Source organism: Patescibacteria group bacterium (genome assembly GCA_038065315.1).
GTDB lineage: Bacteria > Patescibacteriota > Minisyncoccia > Phycocordibacterales > JBBTRF01 > JBBTRF01.
This window is the reverse complement of sequence record JBBTRF010000001.1, coordinates 662,381-680,029: the sequence shown is the minus strand read 5'-3', so window position 1 is coordinate 680,029 and position 17,649 is coordinate 662,381. Positions and strand designations below refer to the sequence as shown.

At 51.0% G+C, this 17,649-nt stretch carries 13 protein-coding genes and 1 rRNA gene; 3 read left to right on the top strand and 11 right to left on the bottom strand.

Going from position 1 to position 17,649, the window contains the following annotated elements:
- The 11 genes from AAB391_03705 to AAB391_03655 form a co-directional block, all read right to left on the bottom strand.
- Positions 1 to 1,188, bottom strand: a 23S ribosomal RNA gene (locus tag AAB391_03705); the annotation flags it as partial.
- Between the two features lie 374 nt (positions 1,189 to 1,562).
- Positions 1,563 to 2,246 carry a hypothetical protein gene (locus tag AAB391_03700; GenBank protein ID MEK7645391.1) on the bottom strand — a complete coding sequence of 228 codons (684 nt, stop codon included), beginning with the start codon at positions 2,244 to 2,246 and terminating at the stop codon, positions 1,563 to 1,565.
- 51 nt (positions 2,247 to 2,297) lie between these two features.
- Positions 2,298 to 2,894: a hypothetical protein gene (locus AAB391_03695; GenBank protein MEK7645390.1), complete on the bottom strand. Its 597-nt coding sequence runs from the start codon at positions 2,892 to 2,894 to the stop codon at positions 2,298 to 2,300.
- A gap of 90 nt (positions 2,895 to 2,984) precedes the next feature.
- Positions 2,985 to 3,365, bottom strand: a complete 381-nt coding sequence (gene rplL, locus AAB391_03690; GenBank protein ID MEK7645389.1) for a 50S ribosomal protein L7/L12 — start codon at positions 3,363 to 3,365, stop codon at positions 2,985 to 2,987.
- Between the two features lie 24 nt (positions 3,366 to 3,389).
- Positions 3,390 to 3,941 carry a 50S ribosomal protein L10 gene (rplJ, locus tag AAB391_03685; protein ID MEK7645388.1) on the bottom strand — a complete coding sequence of 184 codons (552 nt, stop codon included), beginning with the start codon at positions 3,939 to 3,941 and terminating at the stop codon, positions 3,390 to 3,392.
- Positions 3,942 to 4,249: 308 nt separating this feature from the next.
- Complete coding sequence (locus AAB391_03680; protein MEK7645387.1) at positions 4,250 to 7,285, bottom strand: right-handed parallel beta-helix repeat-containing protein; 3,036 nt, start codon at positions 7,283 to 7,285, stop codon at positions 4,250 to 4,252.
- Entirely contained in the window at positions 7,282 to 7,809 is a 528-nt protein-coding gene (locus AAB391_03675; protein MEK7645386.1) for a hypothetical protein, read from the bottom strand. Before AAB391_03675 ends, AAB391_03680 begins: the two co-directional genes overlap by 4 nt.
- Before the next feature lie 108 nt (positions 7,810 to 7,917).
- Positions 7,918 to 8,103, bottom strand: a complete 186-nt coding sequence (locus tag AAB391_03670) for a hypothetical protein (GenBank protein MEK7645385.1) — start codon at positions 8,101 to 8,103, stop codon at positions 7,918 to 7,920.
- 3 nt (positions 8,104 to 8,106) lie between these two features.
- Entirely contained in the window at positions 8,107 to 8,751 is a 645-nt protein-coding gene (locus tag AAB391_03665; protein ID MEK7645384.1) for a hypothetical protein, read from the bottom strand.
- 115 nt (positions 8,752 to 8,866) lie between these two features.
- On the bottom strand, positions 8,867 to 12,235 hold the full coding sequence (locus AAB391_03660; protein ID MEK7645383.1) for a peptidoglycan-binding protein: 3,369 nt from the start codon (positions 12,233 to 12,235) through the stop codon (positions 8,867 to 8,869).
- A gap of 417 nt (positions 12,236 to 12,652) precedes the next feature.
- Positions 12,653 to 13,411, bottom strand: a complete 759-nt coding sequence (locus AAB391_03655; GenBank protein MEK7645382.1) for a hypothetical protein — start codon at positions 13,409 to 13,411, stop codon at positions 12,653 to 12,655.
- 221 nt (positions 13,412 to 13,632) lie between these two features.
- Between AAB391_03655 and AAB391_03650 the strand changes: the two genes are divergently transcribed.
- The 3 genes from AAB391_03650 (at position 13,633) to recA (ending at position 17,594) form a co-directional block, all read left to right on the top strand.
- Positions 13,633 to 16,029, top strand: a complete 2,397-nt coding sequence (locus AAB391_03650; protein ID MEK7645381.1) for a DNA translocase FtsK 4TM domain-containing protein — start codon at positions 13,633 to 13,635, stop codon at positions 16,027 to 16,029.
- A 29-nt stretch (positions 16,030 to 16,058) separates the two neighbouring features.
- Positions 16,059 to 16,415: a hypothetical protein gene (locus AAB391_03645; protein MEK7645380.1), complete on the top strand. Its 357-nt coding sequence runs from the start codon at positions 16,059 to 16,061 to the stop codon at positions 16,413 to 16,415.
- Positions 16,416 to 16,514: 99 nt separating this feature from the next.
- Positions 16,515 to 17,594, top strand: coding sequence for a recombinase RecA (gene recA, locus AAB391_03640; GenBank protein ID MEK7645379.1), 1,080 nt, complete (start codon positions 16,515 to 16,517; stop codon positions 17,592 to 17,594).
- Positions 17,595 to 17,649: the final 55 nt, after the last annotated feature.

Here is a 17,649-nt window from a genome sequence, read left to right as displayed (position 1 = left end):
AGCTGTTACGCTTTCTTTAAATGATGGCTGCTTCTAAGCCAACATCCTCATTGTCTGAGAAATTCCACCTCCTTAAGTGCACTTAGCATGAATTTAGGGACCTTAAATTGAGATCGACGGCTGTTTCCGTTTTGTACAGTGGAGCTTAGCCCCCACGTACTAACTGCCGAGTTGTAACTTCTAGTATTCGGAGTTTGATAGGTCTTGCGGTATTTCTACCTGTCAAGACCTTCCAGTGCTCTACCCCCCAAAGGTAAATCTGACGCTAGCCCAAAAGCTATTTCGGAGAGAACCAGCTATTACCAGGTTCGATTAGCTTTTCACTCCTTACCACAAGTCATCGCAGAGTATTGTACAGCTCTAGCGTTCGGACCTCCCTCTTGATTTCTCAAGAGTTCATCCTGCTCATGGCAAGCTCACCTGGCTTCGGGTCTGATCAGTACTACAAACGCGCTATTCACACTCGGTTTCCCTACGGCTTCTTGCCTTCCGGCAATTAACCTCGCAGTACAGATCAACTCGTTGGCTCATTCTTCAATAGGCACGCCGTGACGGTCTTACGACCGCTCCGACTCTTTGTAAGCATATGGTTTCAGGTCTATTTCACCGCCCTTACCGGGCTACTTTTCACCTTTCCCTCACGGTACTAGTTCACTATCGATCTTGAAGCGTATTTAGCCTTACCGGTTAGTTCCGGCAGATTCCCTCAAGCTACTCGTGTCTTGAGGTACTCAAGAACGGTGACAAGAAAGACAAATGATTTTCACTTACGGGGCTATTACCCTCTTGGACTCTGCTTCCCAGCAGATTCAGTTAATCACTTGTTTTGTAACTTTCCTCGTATAAATACGACGTCACCGCCTTACAACCCCCAACCTAAATCGCACTGCACGTCTTGCGACGCACCGTACGATTTAGGTTAGGTTTGGGCTCTTTCCTTTTCACTCGCCGCTACTCAGGAAATTCCGATTGGTCTCTCCTCCTCCAGGTACTGAAATGTTTTACTTCCCTGGGTCTGCTCCGTATGTAAATTCATACAGTCTCTACCGAAGTAGAGGGGTTTCCCCATTCGGACATCTACGGATCAAAGGTTGCTAGGCACCTCCCCGTAGCGTATCGCCGCCATGCTGCGTCCTTCATCGCCTCTTCAAGTCTAGGCATCCACCATATGCTCTTGATTTCTTATTAGGAAATCTATAAACCACAATTATTGCTTGTTTTTTCTCTTCTACAGGGGATACGACGCTTTTGGAATCGTATCCCTACCTTTCACCCCTCTCCAGCTGTCGAAAAGACCACGTAAAGTGTCTTGCCGGGAGGGAATTCATATGTCAAATATCGGCGCCCGAACTCTTTCTGAACAAAAAACCCGCTTTTGAGCGGGACCTAAGACAGCACTTATTCAGTGGTATCTCATTCCGCTCTGTTGCTAGGGAGTTTTAACATATTTCAGACGCCTCACGAGTATATATGAAGGCGGTTTCCCTGTCAACAGTTTTGGAGCGAGATACGGGTTTCTTGTGGATAGCCAGTGGATATCGCGAAAATGGCTCTTTTCCAGACTACTTACCGTCGGTCATTTCTCCTCGCAAACGAGCCAAGAACTGACCCGCTGTCGCCTGACCACCAAGACCAAAGGCAAGGCCAGCCGCCAAAGCGAGTGACATAACAATGGCATTGAGGACAGTCTCTGAGAAGACAGAAGTGAGGCCAAACTGGTACAAAGCGACGAGTACCGAGAAGGTCCAGACCGCCCAGCGGCTCGCGTTTCCCAAGAGGTGTGCGCGACCGAGAGAAGCGAGTCGTGCAAGAGCTGAGACGACAGACTCCACCAATTCACCGATCACCAAGCCAGCGAGCAGTACGAGTGCGGCCACGGCCACCTGTGGCAAGTAGCTGAGAACATTGCCCAAGAAGACGGTGACGGTCGAGAGACCGAGCATGGTGAGTGCCTGGAGCAAAAATCCGACGTTCAAAAACCACTTCACCAAGGTACCAAAGAAGGTGCCTGAATGGAGATTCAATCCTGCACGTCGGGTGTAGTGTTCTACCCCGATAGTGCGAAGAAGGTGGTCGAGCTTTACCGCTACGAGAATCTGCGACACTGCCTTGCCAACGAGGTCAGCGATCAATGCGCCGACCACCAACAACAAGAGAGTTAGGATAAAACGCGGAGCAACAGCCGCCACGCCTCCCCAGACACTGGAGAAGGACGCCAGCAGGCTATCGATGAATGTAGTGAACATAAAATAAAAAGGGTTTAATAAATAATGCTACCCCTCCCTTTATTATACGCCTTATATGCCCTTCTTCAATCCAAACTTGTCGAAGATGATCTGATGGGGATAATCCAGGATATCGCGCACCAAACGGTCGCCAATACTAAGGCGATACTGGAAATCCGGGGTTTCGAGGCTGGCATAGCGCAATTCACGGCCTAATTCAAGTTCAATTTTGCGGATCACAGTCTTCAGTGCCCCCTCCTTGATCTTGTCCCCCACCACCAACAAGTCGGCTCGACTATCCCACTCCTGAATAAAGACACCAGCGACGACGATAAGCTTCATCTTCCCTGCTTTGGCAAGACGCTTCACCGTATCACCCTCGTTGAGCAAGACAGTATCGATGATAAGGCTCTGCAATTGCTTCAAGTACATAAAACGTTGATTCAAGGTGTATCCCTTATCTTTCTTCCTTCCAATTGTCGGTATTGGCACCTGGAGTATCAGGCCGATCTTCTGCAAGAGAGCGAGTTCATTCTGTGCCACCTTCTTTGATAGCTTCGTCCAAACAACAACGTCCTTAAACGCATACTGTCGATCGGGGTTCAATAGGAACAAGCGCATCAGCTTTACTCGGGCCTCGCTGCCAAACAGTCGTGATAACGTATCCATGGTGGCCACAGTATATAGCAAAAGAAAAACGCCCGCAAAGGGCGTCTTTCGTGGTCCAATATCTAAGCCAAAATGAAAAGCGAGTGCTTCTTACTTCAACTCTACCTTGGCGCCTGCCTCTTCGAGCTTCTTCTTGATCTCGTCTGCTTCTGCCTTCTTTACCCCCTCCTTGAGGTTTGCAGGAGCTGCGTCGACGAGGTCCTTTGCCTCCTTGAGACCGAGACCGAGGACTTCCTTCACCACCTTGATCACCGCGATCTTAGTACCACCGGCATCCTTGAGGTGAATAGTAACAGTGCTCTTCTCTTCTGCCGCTGGAGCGGCTGCTGGAGCGGCCATAGCCACTGCCGCAGCTGATACTCCAAACTTCTTCTCGAGAGTCTTCACGAGCTCGTGAAGGTCAAGGACAGACAACTTCTCGATAGTCTCGATGAGTGCCTTGAACTTTGCTGGGATTTCTACGTTTTCCATGTGTGTAGTAATAAGAATGAATAATTATGCTGCGACTGGAGCTGCGGACACTGCCTCGGCTACTGGAGCCGCTGGAGCACCTGAGGCGCTCTCCTGTTTCTGTGCGATCTGGTCCAATGCCATAACGAAGCCCTGGATTGGTGAGTTGAGGAGATTCGCAAGCTGAGCGTAGAGGGTCTTGAGAGGAGGGATGGTAGCGATTGCCATCATCTCTTCCTTGCTCTTGTACGCACCCTCGAAGACGCCGCCGATGATAGTGTACTGATCCTTGAATTTCTTCTGGAACGTGTACGCCTCTCGAGCAGGCGCGGTGATATCGGCGCTGTATGCGACCGCAACCTCGCCATCAAGTGCCGGCATGGTGCCGGTGACTCCAGCTTCCGCCAAAGCTTTCTTGATGAGGGTCTTCTTTGCCACCACGTATCCTACGCCGCCGGCTCGAAGGCCGCGTCGCATGAGAGTCGTGTCAGCTACGGTGAGCTTGTGAAAGTTCACGAACACCAATGAGGGATTCTGCTTGATGGACTCTTTGAGTCCGGCAAGGATCTCCTGCTTCTGTGCTTTTGTGGTTGCCATTGTGTAGCTTTGTGCTGAATTGTTAAAAAAGAAAAACGACCTTTTATAGGACGCTGGAGATGCTGTTTCCTTTCTTGAGCCGCGGCGACATGCGTCGTATTGGCTCTTGATCGGAAACGCCTCGGTAGGTCTTTTGCCTCGCTTTCGCTAAGCTGCCTACTGTCTCTGGCCTATATGCGACTATATTACTTGGTTTAGGGAATGTGTCAACTTTCATCGGAGATTTGACAACTGGAGCTGATTTGCTACCATTACCCTACTAGACATGAACGGCATCCTAAATGGGTGCCGTTTGCTTTTATATAAGATCAGCGATTTCCACTTAAGCCTGCAATCTTGGACAACATTGCTTCGACCGCGGAGATATATGACCCTCGCTCTTCCGAAGTATTCAGCAGGTGCTGGCTATCCGGATCGGAAACGATAACCATCTCTCTGATCTGGGCCTGGGCGGCGGGCACTTCGCCTCTTTCAAAGAGGCTGACGTACGCATTCAACCTTGCCAACAATTCGAGGCGAAGCCGCTGACTCATGCAGATCTCACGAATCACCTGACGCACCGAGGAAAGATACTCGACTGGATCAAATGCCTGATCGGGCACGAGCTGGCGGACAGTCGTGGTCGCTGTTGAGGTGGCGGTCGAAGTCGCTGCACTTGTCTGCAGGGAGAACGCCTGAGCAAGAGTGCTGAAACTTTGGAGCGGCAAGGTCACGTCGGCAGAAATATTGGTCAATGGTGTGACGGAGATATCGGAAAAAGATGTTTTGTCTGTCACCGTGTCGCCATCGACATATTCGACATCGATCGTGAGCAGGCCGGCGCCGACAGAGCGTATCTGTACAACACGAGAAGTGGTGGCGACGTGGCCAGTAGCCAGCGGCGCCGGCTCAGAGAACGAGAGGTATTTTGCTTCGCCAAAGTGATAATACTGACTGCCAGGCACAGACTCCTCATACGAAATGGATGGCGAAGATGTGGCACTCAAATCTCCGAAGACGGTAGCGCCTTGGTCGGTCACACCCGTATGATTCCCTGCTTCATCATACAGGTCGAGTGTGACTGGGGAATGTACGCTGATGCGGATTTGTTTGGGCAAAGTAGTGGAGGACGGCGACGAAGTTGCAATATATTCCGGCAGTGCCGCAACGGACTCACCAGAATCGGCTGGGGTGTGCAAAATAGATGCAACAAGTGTTCGCACCTGTGGTACCTCTAACACATCAGCGTGATTTCGAGACACACGGAACCGCTGACCATTGTATCCGGACAGATCTGCGAAATATGTTCGGTCTGGCGAGGGCGACAGTAGCTCAGGCGTCCCCAGCGCGCTCGCCAACACCACCGTCTTGTCGCCAAGCCGCGTCCATGATGGCTCGCGCTGGAGCGTGGTCCGGAGCTCGCACAGCGAAAAGATTTGTTTTGAGAAGGTTGGCACCGCACAACGGCGACGCCCTGAATATTCAATGGCCGACAATGTGTCCAGTCCCCACCCGCCAATGACCGAGACTTCGGCCGGCGGATACTGTAGGCTAAACAGGAGGCTCGAAGACGCCAAGAGAGACCAATCAATCACTGAGGGGATATCGACGTTCACCATATCCGGAGGGGTCCTTTTGTCGATCGTGGCCGACAGGAAATCTGCAAGACGAGAAGCGGAATCGAGATGGTCGCCATATGCCTGAAAGAAATTCATACTCACCAGATCGGTTGTCGAGGAAAAGCGGATGATTGGCGATAATCCGGCAACATCAAAGTATCCCTGTGTTGGCAACAGCCCCAAGGCACCGGGAGAATACTGTGCGAGCCGGCGGCCCACCGACTGCTTCAAAACAAGGCCAGCGGCGAATTGTAGCCCATCCCCATGCAGCACTGAAGCGATCGCCTGGGGTGTGCCGAGCTGCGGTGTGGCGATGAAAATCACTTTGTCGACGATATCCAACTGTCGCTCCGCAAGGCGATTTAAAAGATGCCTCGCCACCATACCGCCATTGCTATGAGCCACGAGACTCACCTTGCCCGTAAAAGAAGTGCTCGCCACGCGCATCAATTCTTCAATCGCCGTTTCGCTCGCTGCAGCTGACGCGGAGAAACGCCAATCGTACGGGAGCGGTGACCATTCGCGCATCTGCCCCTTGGTCACGAAGGAGTCTAGGGATTGGATGAAGCTCTTGTAGATATTCGGCCCAGCCCCGACCGAATTCACGGAATCAATAATCTCGCTCGTATGAACACCGGAAACAAGGGCCTTGCCGGCACTATCGAGATACAGCTTTTCGACATCGGCATTGCGATTTGGCTCCCATAGTTGATTGCCGTCTTTCACCAGACGACTCGCCTGAATGCCGGGAATGAAGACGACACTTGAGTCGCCTTGCTCGCCGGGAGGACGTAGAAGCCACGGGACTACGGAGACTTGGCCGTAGGTAGCATCTTGTGGCCCGGCTTTGCTCCCCCACCAGTTTCGCTCTGCGGAGACGACTGATTGACCACCGTTATACACAGCTTGGTCACCAAAATCGCTGAGCGTGGATTGATGGATCGACACTTGCGATTCACCGCGCTGAGCATCTCCGTACACCTCGACGGCCGAAGCGCGACCATCGGTGAATAAAGACTGTTCAATAGTCGCTGTGCTGTTGTAAATACCGACAGCCGACTGGCGGCCCAACCTCTCCATCCGCACATTCCGTATCGCCAGATGAGAAGCAGAGTTCACTGTGATACCGGCTCGTGAGAGATCGGTGATCGAGGTCGAAGCGATCGTCAACGTACTGTGCTCGTCGATAGAAATAGCGGAGTTGCTCATGCCAAAAAGCCGGCTATTCGACACGGCTAATGTGGAGCTGGAAATGTAAATACCGTCCTGACCGCCGGCAAACTCAGCATCGCTGACCGCCGCCTCGGCAGACTGCAGATATAGCCCTTGCGAGGCATTTTCGAAACGGACGTGCGAAGCGACGAGACTTTTGGTCGATGAAGCCAGCGGACCAATGACATCGAGCGCCCACGAAGAAGAGGTGGCTGAGCCAGTGAAGATAACCGGCTCAGCTTCGGTGCCAACAATTGAAAGCGTGCTCTGCAACACCTGAAGATGAGCGTTGTCGGCAAATACCACACTCACGCCAGGCTCGATCGATAGATTGACGCTCGGCCGCACGGATACGAAGCCGGACACATAGTACGGACTCCCATCCTTGGTCCACGTGGTGTCTTGGTTCAACTCTGAAGGCACTTGTGTCTCAGCGCCAACGCACCTAGGCAACAAGAAAAGCGTCGTCACGGCGACGAAGACAAAGCAACGAAGGCCTGAAAAGAACATTGGCGAGATCGTGGATACTCTCATGGTTGTGGAGGGTTAGACACGCTCACGAGCGGACACGTCTCGTCATCAAAATCTCGACCGGACGCACTGCTGCTACCCCCTCCACTACCAAGCCCGCTGGAGCCTCCTTCTGTGCTGCCGGCTCCACCGCCACCAAAACCTGGCGTGGCAGCAAACGAACCGATGGAAAGCGGAGTCGCGGCAGGATTAGCGATGATGCTCTTCTGGGAGGAAGTGGCTAGAATTGCTGATGCGGCTAGTCCGACCTGCGGTGACGGTACAGCAGATGAGGCCGCAACCCCCAAATGTTCTGAAACTATCGGCATGCCCGGCAAATAGAGCTTTGCCGAACTGCCGCCATGCAATACGGTCACGTCATCCGAAGTTGTCGCGACCGGCGAAGAAGCCGGAGCGAGTAGCGGCGAGTGCGGAACAACAATACTCTTCGTCACTACATGGACACTGTCGCGCCACAACAGTACAGGAAAACAAAGAATCGCGAAGGAAACAGCGAGGAGTGCTTTGTGGGATGACTTCTTTCTCATCCATACATCCTAGCAATCCAGTGATAGAGAAACTGCTAAAAAAGGCTCAAGAAACCCCTAATTTTTGATAAAAAATCAGTGAGGAAATACTCAAGAAATAATGAAATCCTAACGAGTCGATTGTTCCGCAGACCGCTGATGCTCCGCCGGTACTGCCAACTGGCTTTCGCGATATGTCCCAGCCAAAGCGAACAACGCCAAGCTCATCGCCAAAATCCCCACAAAGCTGGAGACGATTTTGAAGAAGGTATGGTCGAAATATTTGAGCATGGTGATAGATAAAGCGGTCGACACGAATTATTTTAGCGTTTGCACGAACTGCTTCAACTCGGCACTGCCTGGATTCTTTGCAAGTCCCTTCTGTGCGATCTCAAGAGCCTTTGCCGGACTCTTCACCACATCTCGGTAAAACTCGGCAGTCTGGAAGTAGAGGAAGACCTGCTCTGGTGCATTCTCGATCGCCTTCAGGTAATTTTTCTCGGCGAGGGGCGCATCTTTCAGGTAGTAGCCATACAAAAAGCCGAGGTTACCGTAAGCAACATGATTTGTCGGAAAGACTCGGCCAAGATACTCCCACACCTCGCGAGCAGTAACATAGTCCCCTGCCGCTTGATAATACTGCGCCAAGCTATTCCAGGTATTGAAATCTTTCGCGTCTTTCCCGAGCTTCTCCTGCAGGTCGGCAATATTTTGCACCATGATGACCTTCGCCTCCGGAATCACCGACACACTAAAGACTGTCGTGTGACGAATATCAGGAACAACGATCGGAGAATCATCGATCCCCTCCAACTCGATCTTTCCTCCTTGCAATTCAATATCATCCGATGCGACCAAGCCAACTAGGCTTTTTATCGAACGGTCACGATTGATGATGAGAAAAATCGTCACAACAATCAACAACAGGGCCCCAACCAAACCGCAGATCTTCTTTGTATTCATGGAGACATTATATGCTGGCTTTCCCAGAAACGCAAAAACCCCGCTCTTGCGAGCGAGGTTTTGCGTAAGCTATCCGTTAGTCAACCGTGAGGCTGACTCGCGAACTAAAGCCGACTTAGATGCTTCGTGACTGTACGATTCCGCTTGAAGGCAAGCCTGGGACGTTGTAACCGTTTGTCCAGTCTGTGTGGTTCAAACCTGAAGTCGTGGTCGCGTTTGGTGACCAGATGAAGTTGTCTGCAGTGTTAGCCTGGTTCTCAATTCCTGTTGATGTTCCCATCAAAGAAGCGAGAGCTGGGTAAGTACTGTCGCCAACGAGAGTCGAAGTGACTGAAGAACCAGTGGTCAAACCAGTGATGCTTGTCGCTCGGACTTCGAAGTATCGAGTAGTACCTGCTGGGACAACCAATGTGGTAGAAGCGTTTGCTGAGGTTTCAGCAAAGAACTCCAACTGCACAGATGACGAGTTAGTTGCAGGAGACTGGTTGCTGTACGCAAGCGCACCGCTTCCCTGAACACCTGAAACTGCCTGTGAGTATGCAGCATCTTCGTATCCGAAGACGTTGATTCCTGATACTGAGACACCTGAGGTAGTAGCAACAGTCAAGGTGAACTTGTTGATGCTTACTGAACCCTTAGAGTCAGCAGTGACCTTGAATCGGAGGAGCTTACCATCAGATACGCCGGTAGCTGAGAGAGTATCCTGTGCGAAGGTTGGGTATGACTTGAACACTCGGACACCGTCGAATGACGTAGAGCCTGAAGCGTTGATAGTCGAACCTGAACCTACACCAGTACCTCGAGTACCACCAACGTCTGTTGAGGCGTTGTTGTCCACTGCAATCATTGCACCTTCAGTACCGTCGCCGGTGCCTGAGCCAGTGTTAGTGATGTCTGCAAGGTTTACCTTGATAGTCAAGATCTTGTCGCTGTTCTTTGGAACAATGACAGTTGATGACAAGGTAGAAGTTGCAACAGTGTTTGAACCGACGAACTGAGCTGTACCAACAGCAGTCGCGCCATCGAACAAGGTTACAGAAACCAAGTTTGAAGGTGAGCTAGATGCTGAGTTGGTCAACTTCAAGCCGACTCGCTCAAGGTTGATAGCGTCGTTGGTAGCGGTGAACTTCAATACACCGACAGTTACGCCGTTTGCACCAGCGGAAGCAATCTTGTATGAAGGAGTTGAAGCATCTGATGCCACAACCAATGCTGCTGAACCAACTGACTGGAGCTGACCGAGGCTAGCGGTACCAGTAGGAGTTACAGAGTTTGAAGAAGTCACACCAGTAACGGTGAGAGCTGCAACGTTAGCATCTGTATTACCCCACTTGTAAGTACCTGAAGCACCTGATCCGACGTTACATGACACTGAGATCGTCTTCACAGTTCCCTTAGGAATAGTGAGGGTAGAGTCGAGTGTGAATGTCTGAGAACCAGTAGCTGAAGGATTCTTTACGTTTGAACCGGTAGTCAAAGAAGTTGAAGCGTCCCAGAGCTTACAGTTGGTAAGATCGGTAGCTGAACCGCTGACAACGGTCAAGGTAACAGGAACAGATGAGAATCGAACATCCTCACCAGACTGACTTGCATCGAACTGGTAGTTTGCGAAGACCACATCCTGTGATCCAGCAACAACAGTCTGAGCAGCTGGGCTGGTAGAGACACCGATAGCAAGAGCTGCTGACTTCACAGTCATCTGATTCATAGAGAAGTTACCCTGTGAAAGAGTGATGGTGTTGCCAGTGATCTGACCGGTGATGTTTGACCAACCTGATGGAGTGGTAGAGAGAGTGTAGATAGTACCATTGTTGATGGTAGAAGCGATCTTACCCTTGATGGTGTAGATCATCTTGCCTACTGGGAAGGTGATAGTGTCAGTGAATGACAATGTTGCACCTGAACCAGAAGCATCTACTGGACCCGCTACGACTGAACCATTCTGATCAACGATAGATACGCTCGTCAAGAGACCGTAGCTACCAGTGACTGATGAAGTAGAAACAGTGATCGAAAGTGACTGTACTGATACAGGCTCACCCTTGAAATCTGTTTCGAATCCGCCGAGTACCTGGTTTGGCACGTTCACCGCAACGTTCTGAGCAACTACAGTGTTTGCCTTTGCAATAGTAGTAGCTGAACCTGCTGAGATCGTAACCAAAGAACCATCGTAGAACGGAGTACCGGTAGTAAATTCAGAGGTAGAGTTTGAAGCTGAACCTGTTGAACTTGGAGAACCGATAATGCCGTATCCGTAGGTCTCACCAGAGATGTACATATCGGTGTTCTTGTAGAGGTCAAACTTTACAGTTCGAGCCGCTGCACCTGAACCAATGATGTCGCCCTTGAGGTAAACCTCCTTTGCGAAGCCCTTGTCGACTACGATTCCTGAACCAAAGGTTGCAGTGAAGTACTTACCATCCGTTGAAATAGTCGTAGGATAGTCAGTGCCATCAACATTGACGACCAAGTTTGCAAGGTCGTTTGCTGATACTGAACCGGTCTGGTTGAATCGAACTGACCACAATCGGATCTTCTCTACTGAACCAGCGGTGACTCGGATGCCAGCAAACTTGTATGCTGAGGTACCGATTTCCTTGGTTGCAGAAGTGTTAGGATCCAATGATGACACAGCCAATGTCGCAGTACCCAAAGAGAGTGATGCGTTGATGGTGTGTGCTGCGCCAGTTACAGGAAGAGAACCTGAAACGGTTCCTGAAGTGTTGATTGAAACAACGTTCAATGCAACAACCTGTCCTGCGTAGTTGGTGAGGCTTGAGCCCATGTTACCAGCTACAGTAAGAGTTCGAGTGGTGCCTGCCTTGACAACGAACGCCTCACCAAGAACTGCCTGGTGGTTTGAGTTCAAAGTCTTAGCAATACCAATCTGGATACCATTCTCATCCAAGAGAACGATGCCAGAGAACACTGCATCCTGTGCAAGTCCTGCTCGCTCTACAGTAACACCTGACACTGAAACGTCAGATGAACCAGCGGTCAAAGTAACCTTAGTGAAAGGTACTCGTGAAGCGCTCTGTGGTGCGAGTGAGTTTGCTGGCTGAGTTGCAGCAGCAACGGTCAATGCCGCTCCGGCTACTGGATTGGTTCCAGGAGTTGGAGGAGTGACGGTGACATTGCCCATGTTATTCAATGCAGCTCGAGTGATAGGTCCAACAAATCCAACAGCAGGAACGATTGAGTTCTTGATCTGGAATTTGATGACCGCAGCTCGGGTCTTTGCACCGAAGTAAGTAGTCTCGCTTCCAGGAGCACCTGCACCTGAAGCTGACACCATGGTGTCTGCACTTGAGTTGAGTACTCGCTGGAGGTTCGCTACATCAGCGCCCTGGCTGCCCAACTTCAAGTTTGAAGAGAAGGTGTATGTCGCTGCCTGAGCTGACATTGCTCCCGCAAAAACGAGAACAAATGCAACAGCTGCACCAAGCACGCTTGCGACGATACTTGTCTTAGTCGTTGAAATCATAATAAATATATTAGTTGTAATACTGTCTTGATAAGTCTTATTAAGCTGTACTGCACTAATTCTGATCGGTCTTTAATGTATCGACACGGACCGAAACAGATTTAGCTTTGAGGGGAAGAAACCGTTTGTCTGTCATGCAACCGTAGAGGAAAAAAGGACTTCCGGAAATCGAAGAAATCGTAACTCTCTTTCGTATATAGAAATGTCAACGGACTGATTCGTGACGGGTCAACGTATAGTATATAGCGTTTGCGACCCGTTTACCAAGGTATTGTGTGGATAACTTTGATAATACGGCTCAAAATGGTGTTTTCACACCACCTGAACTGTACAGATTACCCAGCCTTGGTATCTTCGCATATTTGGTCAAAAGAGTCAATAATATGTCGTTATACTCGTTATACTCGTCCATACTGCCTATACTATAGAGTACCTAGTCCAGCGACGCTCCCCCTGCTTCCTTAGAACCCCTTCTGCAACCATGGCGAGAAGCTCTCTTTGGATTGTCTTCCCACCGACCCCCTTGATACCATTTGCTACGTCATTAACCCCCACCTCACCCTTCTCTCTAATAGTCTTTAGTATGAGAGATCGACGATCGGCACGGTCCTCCGAGGGAACCGAGTGGGTTCCTACTGCAGTACGTATCGGTTTTATAAAGGACATAGACTGTCCTTTATCATGTCCTTTATGAATCGCCGGTGCTGTTTCTGTAAAGAAATCCCTGGTGAGGTACGTCGCGATTTCCGACCGGTCAACCATTTCTTCTGAGATTGTTTTGAAGAGCAGGGTAAATTCCCTCTTGAGAAGAGTGGTATTCATTTCCGATACCTGCTTTGAATAGTGACCCACATCACACAATGTCGAAATCTCGGCAATCAGTGCCAAGGCCCGCAGAGCCGCACTACGACGCTCATCAAAAGAGACTGCCGGTGCGACAAGAAGGCTGTTTGAAACAGCCGACAGAAGATCGAGTGTCTTTGAAAAAAGCGTGCCGGAAAGTGTCGAATTGTCTTTTATAAGGCCGGCCACGAGATTCGTTGCTATTACCAACTTCTCTGTCTTTTTGTATATGAAGGCAGACTGTCCTGAATAGGAAAAAGGTACATTTAAATCAAGGCTATTTTGGAACGGCTCGATCGCAGCCTGCTTTTCATTTTTCTGTCTCTCTTCCATTTGTCTTATATAAATTACGACTCACTTGTCTTATTAAATACCCCTTCGTGTCTTTAAGAAATTCGTTCAAATGTCTTTTTACAGTCCTTTTGGAGCAATCGCTTATGTGTCCATTATATATCGGACACCTCTCCTCTGCAAATCCCACTATTCTGACGATCTCGCGAGGCCACCCAGCGTGATATAATGAACCCGTTATTATATTCATTTTCCCGTAAGAAATGGCACGAAAAAAAGACGGCGGTATATCGAAACATCTCGACGACATCAACCCGATCAAGGACGTGAAGGCTGAGACCTTGCAAGGGGTATTCGCGGTCATTTCCGTAGTTATTGGCATATTCTTCACGCTTGCAGCATTCCACAAGGGTGGCTTGGTTGGAGAGAAATCATACAGCGTCCTGAAATCATTGCTCGGTATCGGCTATTTCCTCCTCCCACTTTTTGCCTTCCTGATGGCCGTCTCTTTTATTAAAGACCTGAAGCAGCATTTTACCTATTCAAAAATAGTCACATCACTCCTCGCCTTTTTTTCTAGTCTCGGTATTGTAGACATCCTCGCCGCTTCATTTGGCTCTAGTGACAAGGGCGGCATCATCGGCTACTACATTTCACATCCGCTCCTCACCGTCTTCGATTTCTGGGCCAGCCTCGTGATCTTGCTCGGCATTCTCGCAATCTCCCTGATCCTTGTCTTCGAGACCCGACTCGACCTCCACTTCATCGCTTTCTGGAAAAAGCTTTTCTCAACGAAGAAAAAGAGCGTAGCTGAAAAAGAGCGACTTCTGCAAGAACGCAAGAACGCTCAGAACGAACCGATGGATGACGATGAGGTGGAAGACCTGATCTCCACCCCTGAAACCGAAGAGCGGATCCTGCCGAAAAAGAAGGGGGGTGCCGCAGGCGGTGCGGCCGGTGCTTTGAGTGCGGCCAACGCCGCTGCGGCAGCCAAACCCGAAGCCAAGCTAAAAATCAGCGAGGGTGAGAAGGAGGACGCCTTCATGGGCCAGACCAACGCTGTAGCTTATCAGCAAGACAACTACATCCCTCTCCCTCTCGACCTCCTCGAGGTGGACAAGGGCAAGCCAGGTGTCGGTGACATCAAGGCGAATGCCAACATTATTAAGCGTAGCCTCCAAAACTTCGGCATCAATGTGGAAATGGATGAGATCTCTATCGGACCGTCTGTCACTCGCTATGCCCTGAAGCCAGCTGAAGGCGTAAAACTTTCGCGTATTGTCGCCCTTCAAAACGACCTCTCCCTCGCCCTCGCGGCCCATCCGATCCGTATTGAAGCACCGATTCCTGGAAAGTCTCTCGTGGGGATCGAAATCCCAAACAGTACCAAGACCACCGTCGGCCTCGGCACACTACTCGCGACCGCTGAGTACCAGGAATCTGACAAGCCGCTCCTCGTGGCACTCGGCAAAGGTGTTTCCGGCAAGTCATACTATGCCAACATAGCGAAGATGCCGCACCTTCTCATCGCAGGTGCGACTGGCTCTGGAAAGTCAGTCACTATCCACACCCTCATCACCTCCCTCCTCTATCGCAACTCACCACAGAATCTCAAATTCATCATGATTGACCCGAAGCGTGTGGAGCTCACTTTGTATAACAAGATCCCGCACCTCCTCACTCCCGTCATCACTGATGCAAAAAAGGCTATTCTCTCACTCAAATGGGCAGCGAAGGAAATGGATCGCCGATACGATGTCCTCGAGGGCGCTTCAGTGCGAGACATTCAGTCGTATCACAAAAACATCGTAGATCCTGCCAAAAAACGCTTCGAGACCGAGCCGCCAAAGGAAGGCGAGAAGGTACCGGAGACTATGCCGTATATCGTAGTGGTCATCGATGAGCTCGCCGACATCATGCAGACCTACCCTCGCGAGCTCGAGTCGGCAATCGTGCGTCTCGCTCAGATGTCTCGCGCTGTCGGTATCCATCTCGTCCTTTCGACTCAGCGGCCTTCGGTAAATGTCATCACCGGCCTCATCAAGGCCAACGTGCCGTCCCGGTTGGCTCTCCAAGTAGCTTCACAGATCGACTCGCGTACCATTCTCGACATGGCAGGTGCGGAAAAGCTCCTCGGTGCCGGCGACATGCTCTACTTGGGCGGCGAGATGGCTCAACCTCAGCGTATCCAATCGGCCTATATCTCTGAGACCGAGCTGAAGCAGGTGGTGAAATTCCTTGCGGAGAATTATGAAGGCACGATGCCGAGCGATATCACTGCCAATGCAGAGAAAGACAAGAATGTTCTCTTTGAATCGAGCTTCCTGGGTGGTTCTAGCGGCGACGATGCTTCACTCGAAGACGATGATGAGCTCTATGAAGATGCTCGTACGGCGGTGATTGAGGCAGGCAAGGCATCAACCTCGTACATCCAGCGCAAGCTCCGCATCGGGTACTCTCGCGCGGCGCGCCTCATGGACATCCTCGAGGAGCGTGGCGTGATCGGCCCAGCCGACGGCTCAAAGCCTCGTTCAGTGATTGGCGCTGAAGATGGCAACAATGATGTGGGTGGAGATATCGCAGGAGTAACCCATGACGACACCGGGGGAACAGAGCTAGCTTCCGACACCCAGAATTCACCTGAAGAACCCATCGTTTAGCCCACACAACCACTCAACACCCTCCCACCATGAACCGAACCCTCTCTTTCTGGATCAGCTTGGTGTCGGTCATCCTGGTGGCGACAGCGATCATCGGCTACGCAGCATACCGCTCGCAATACATTGTCCGCGGACCGATCATCACCATCACCTACCCCACCGAAACGACTTCGATCACCTTGGCGCCAAACCAACCACTCATCATCGAGGGCACTATCCAAAATTCGGTTTCTGTGAACCTCAACGGCCGCAAAATCTACCTCGACGAAAAGGGTGATTTTCGAGAGCAATTGTTGCTTTCCAAGGGGTATGCGATAATTACGGTGAAAGCAGAGGATCGATACCAGCGCGTCTCACAAAAGACGCTCGAATTAATGATTAAATAATATCCCTTTATGAAAAAGAAACGAAAGGAAACGGCTAGTGCGGCAGGCGCGACAGGTGCAGCGAAGTCCGTAAACACAGCGGAAAAAGCGGAGCTTACCGTGGAAGAGGCAGACGCCTCTTCAGCACGCGCGGCGCAAGGCATCGAGGATACCATCAAGCAGATCAAGAATAAGTTTGGCGACGACTCCATCATGAAGCTCGGCGAAAAGCCGCGCGTGGATATCAACGCCATCCCTACCGGATCGATCGGTCTCGACTGGGCCCTCGGTGTCGGCGGCATGCCTCGCGGACGTATCGTGGAGATTTTTGGACCAGAGTCTTCTGGAAAGACCACCCTCACGCTTCATGTTATTGCCGAGGCACAAAAGTTAGGCGGCATTTGCGCCTTCATCGATGCGGAACATGCGATGGATCCACAGTACGCTCAGCGACTCGGCGTGAAGATCGATCAACTCCTCATCTCCCAGCCGGACACCGGCGAACAGGCGCTCGAGATCGTCGAGAGCTTGGTGCGGTCTGGCAAAATGGATGTCATCGTCATCGACTCCGTTGCGGCATTGACCCCGAAGGATGAGATCGAGGGCGATATGGGCGCGCATCATGTCGGCAAGCAAGCTCGACTCATGTCGCAGGCACTGCGCAAGCTCACGGCTATCGTGGCGCGTTCGAAGACCATCGTGATCTTCATCAACCAGATCCGCATGCAGATCGGCGTCATGTTCGGCAATCCTGAGACTACCCCAGGCGGCAAGGCTCTCAAGTTCTACACCTCGGTGCGACTCGATATTCGCCGCATCGCGCAGATCAAGAAGGGTGAAGAGGTCATGGGTGGCCGCTGCCGCGTGAAGGTCGTGAAGAACAAGGTCGCTCCCCCATTCAAGCAGACCGAGTTCGACCTCATGTACAACGAGGGCATCTCTCGTGAAGGCGAAATCATCGCGCTCGGCGAAAAGATGGGCATCATCGGCAAATCTGGCAATTCCTACACCTACGGTGAGGCGAAGCTCGGCCGAGGGTACGACGCCACCCGCCAATTTTTGAAAGAAGACAAAAAGATTTCCGGTGAGATTCTGAAAGAAATCCGCAAGCGCCTCAAGGATGAGGACGGCGGCCTTTCTGCGGGCTCAAAGATGGCAGTGCCGAGTGGAGAATCAAGCGGATCAAGCAGCGAAGAATAGGGTTAACAAAAACCGTTTCAAAAGACTAAAAAAGGCCCTAATTGGGCCTTTTTTC

Bases quoted from the DNA above. Each gene is read 5' to 3' on its own strand.
- AAB391_03700 (MEK7645391.1), bottom strand. From the start codon at position 2,246: ATGTTCACTACATTCATCGATAGCCTGCTGGCGTCCTTCTCCAGTGTC.
- AAB391_03695 (MEK7645390.1), bottom strand. From the start codon at position 2,894: ATGGATACGTTATCACGACTGTTTGGCAGCGAGGCCCGAGTAAAGCTG.
- rplL (MEK7645389.1), bottom strand. From the start codon at position 3,365: ATGGAAAACGTAGAAATCCCAGCAAAGTTCAAGGCACTCATCGAGACT.
- rplJ (MEK7645388.1), bottom strand. From the start codon at position 3,941: ATGGCAACCACAAAAGCACAGAAGCAGGAGATCCTTGCCGGACTCAAA.
- AAB391_03680 (MEK7645387.1), bottom strand. From the start codon at position 7,285: ATGAGAGTATCCACGATCTCGCCAATGTTCTTTTCAGGCCTTCGTTGC.
- AAB391_03675 (MEK7645386.1), bottom strand. From the start codon at position 7,809: ATGAGAAAGAAGTCATCCCACAAAGCACTCCTCGCTGTTTCCTTCGCG.
- AAB391_03665 (MEK7645384.1), bottom strand. From the start codon at position 8,751: ATGAATACAAAGAAGATCTGCGGTTTGGTTGGGGCCCTGTTGTTGATT.
- AAB391_03660 (MEK7645383.1), bottom strand. From the start codon at position 12,235: ATGATTTCAACGACTAAGACAAGTATCGTCGCAAGCGTGCTTGGTGCA.
- AAB391_03655 (MEK7645382.1), bottom strand. From the start codon at position 13,411: ATGGAAGAGAGACAGAAAAATGAAAAGCAGGCTGCGATCGAGCCGTTC.
- AAB391_03650 (MEK7645381.1), top strand. From the start codon at position 13,633: ATGGCACGAAAAAAAGACGGCGGTATATCGAAACATCTCGACGACATC.
- AAB391_03645 (MEK7645380.1), top strand. From the start codon at position 16,059: ATGAACCGAACCCTCTCTTTCTGGATCAGCTTGGTGTCGGTCATCCTG.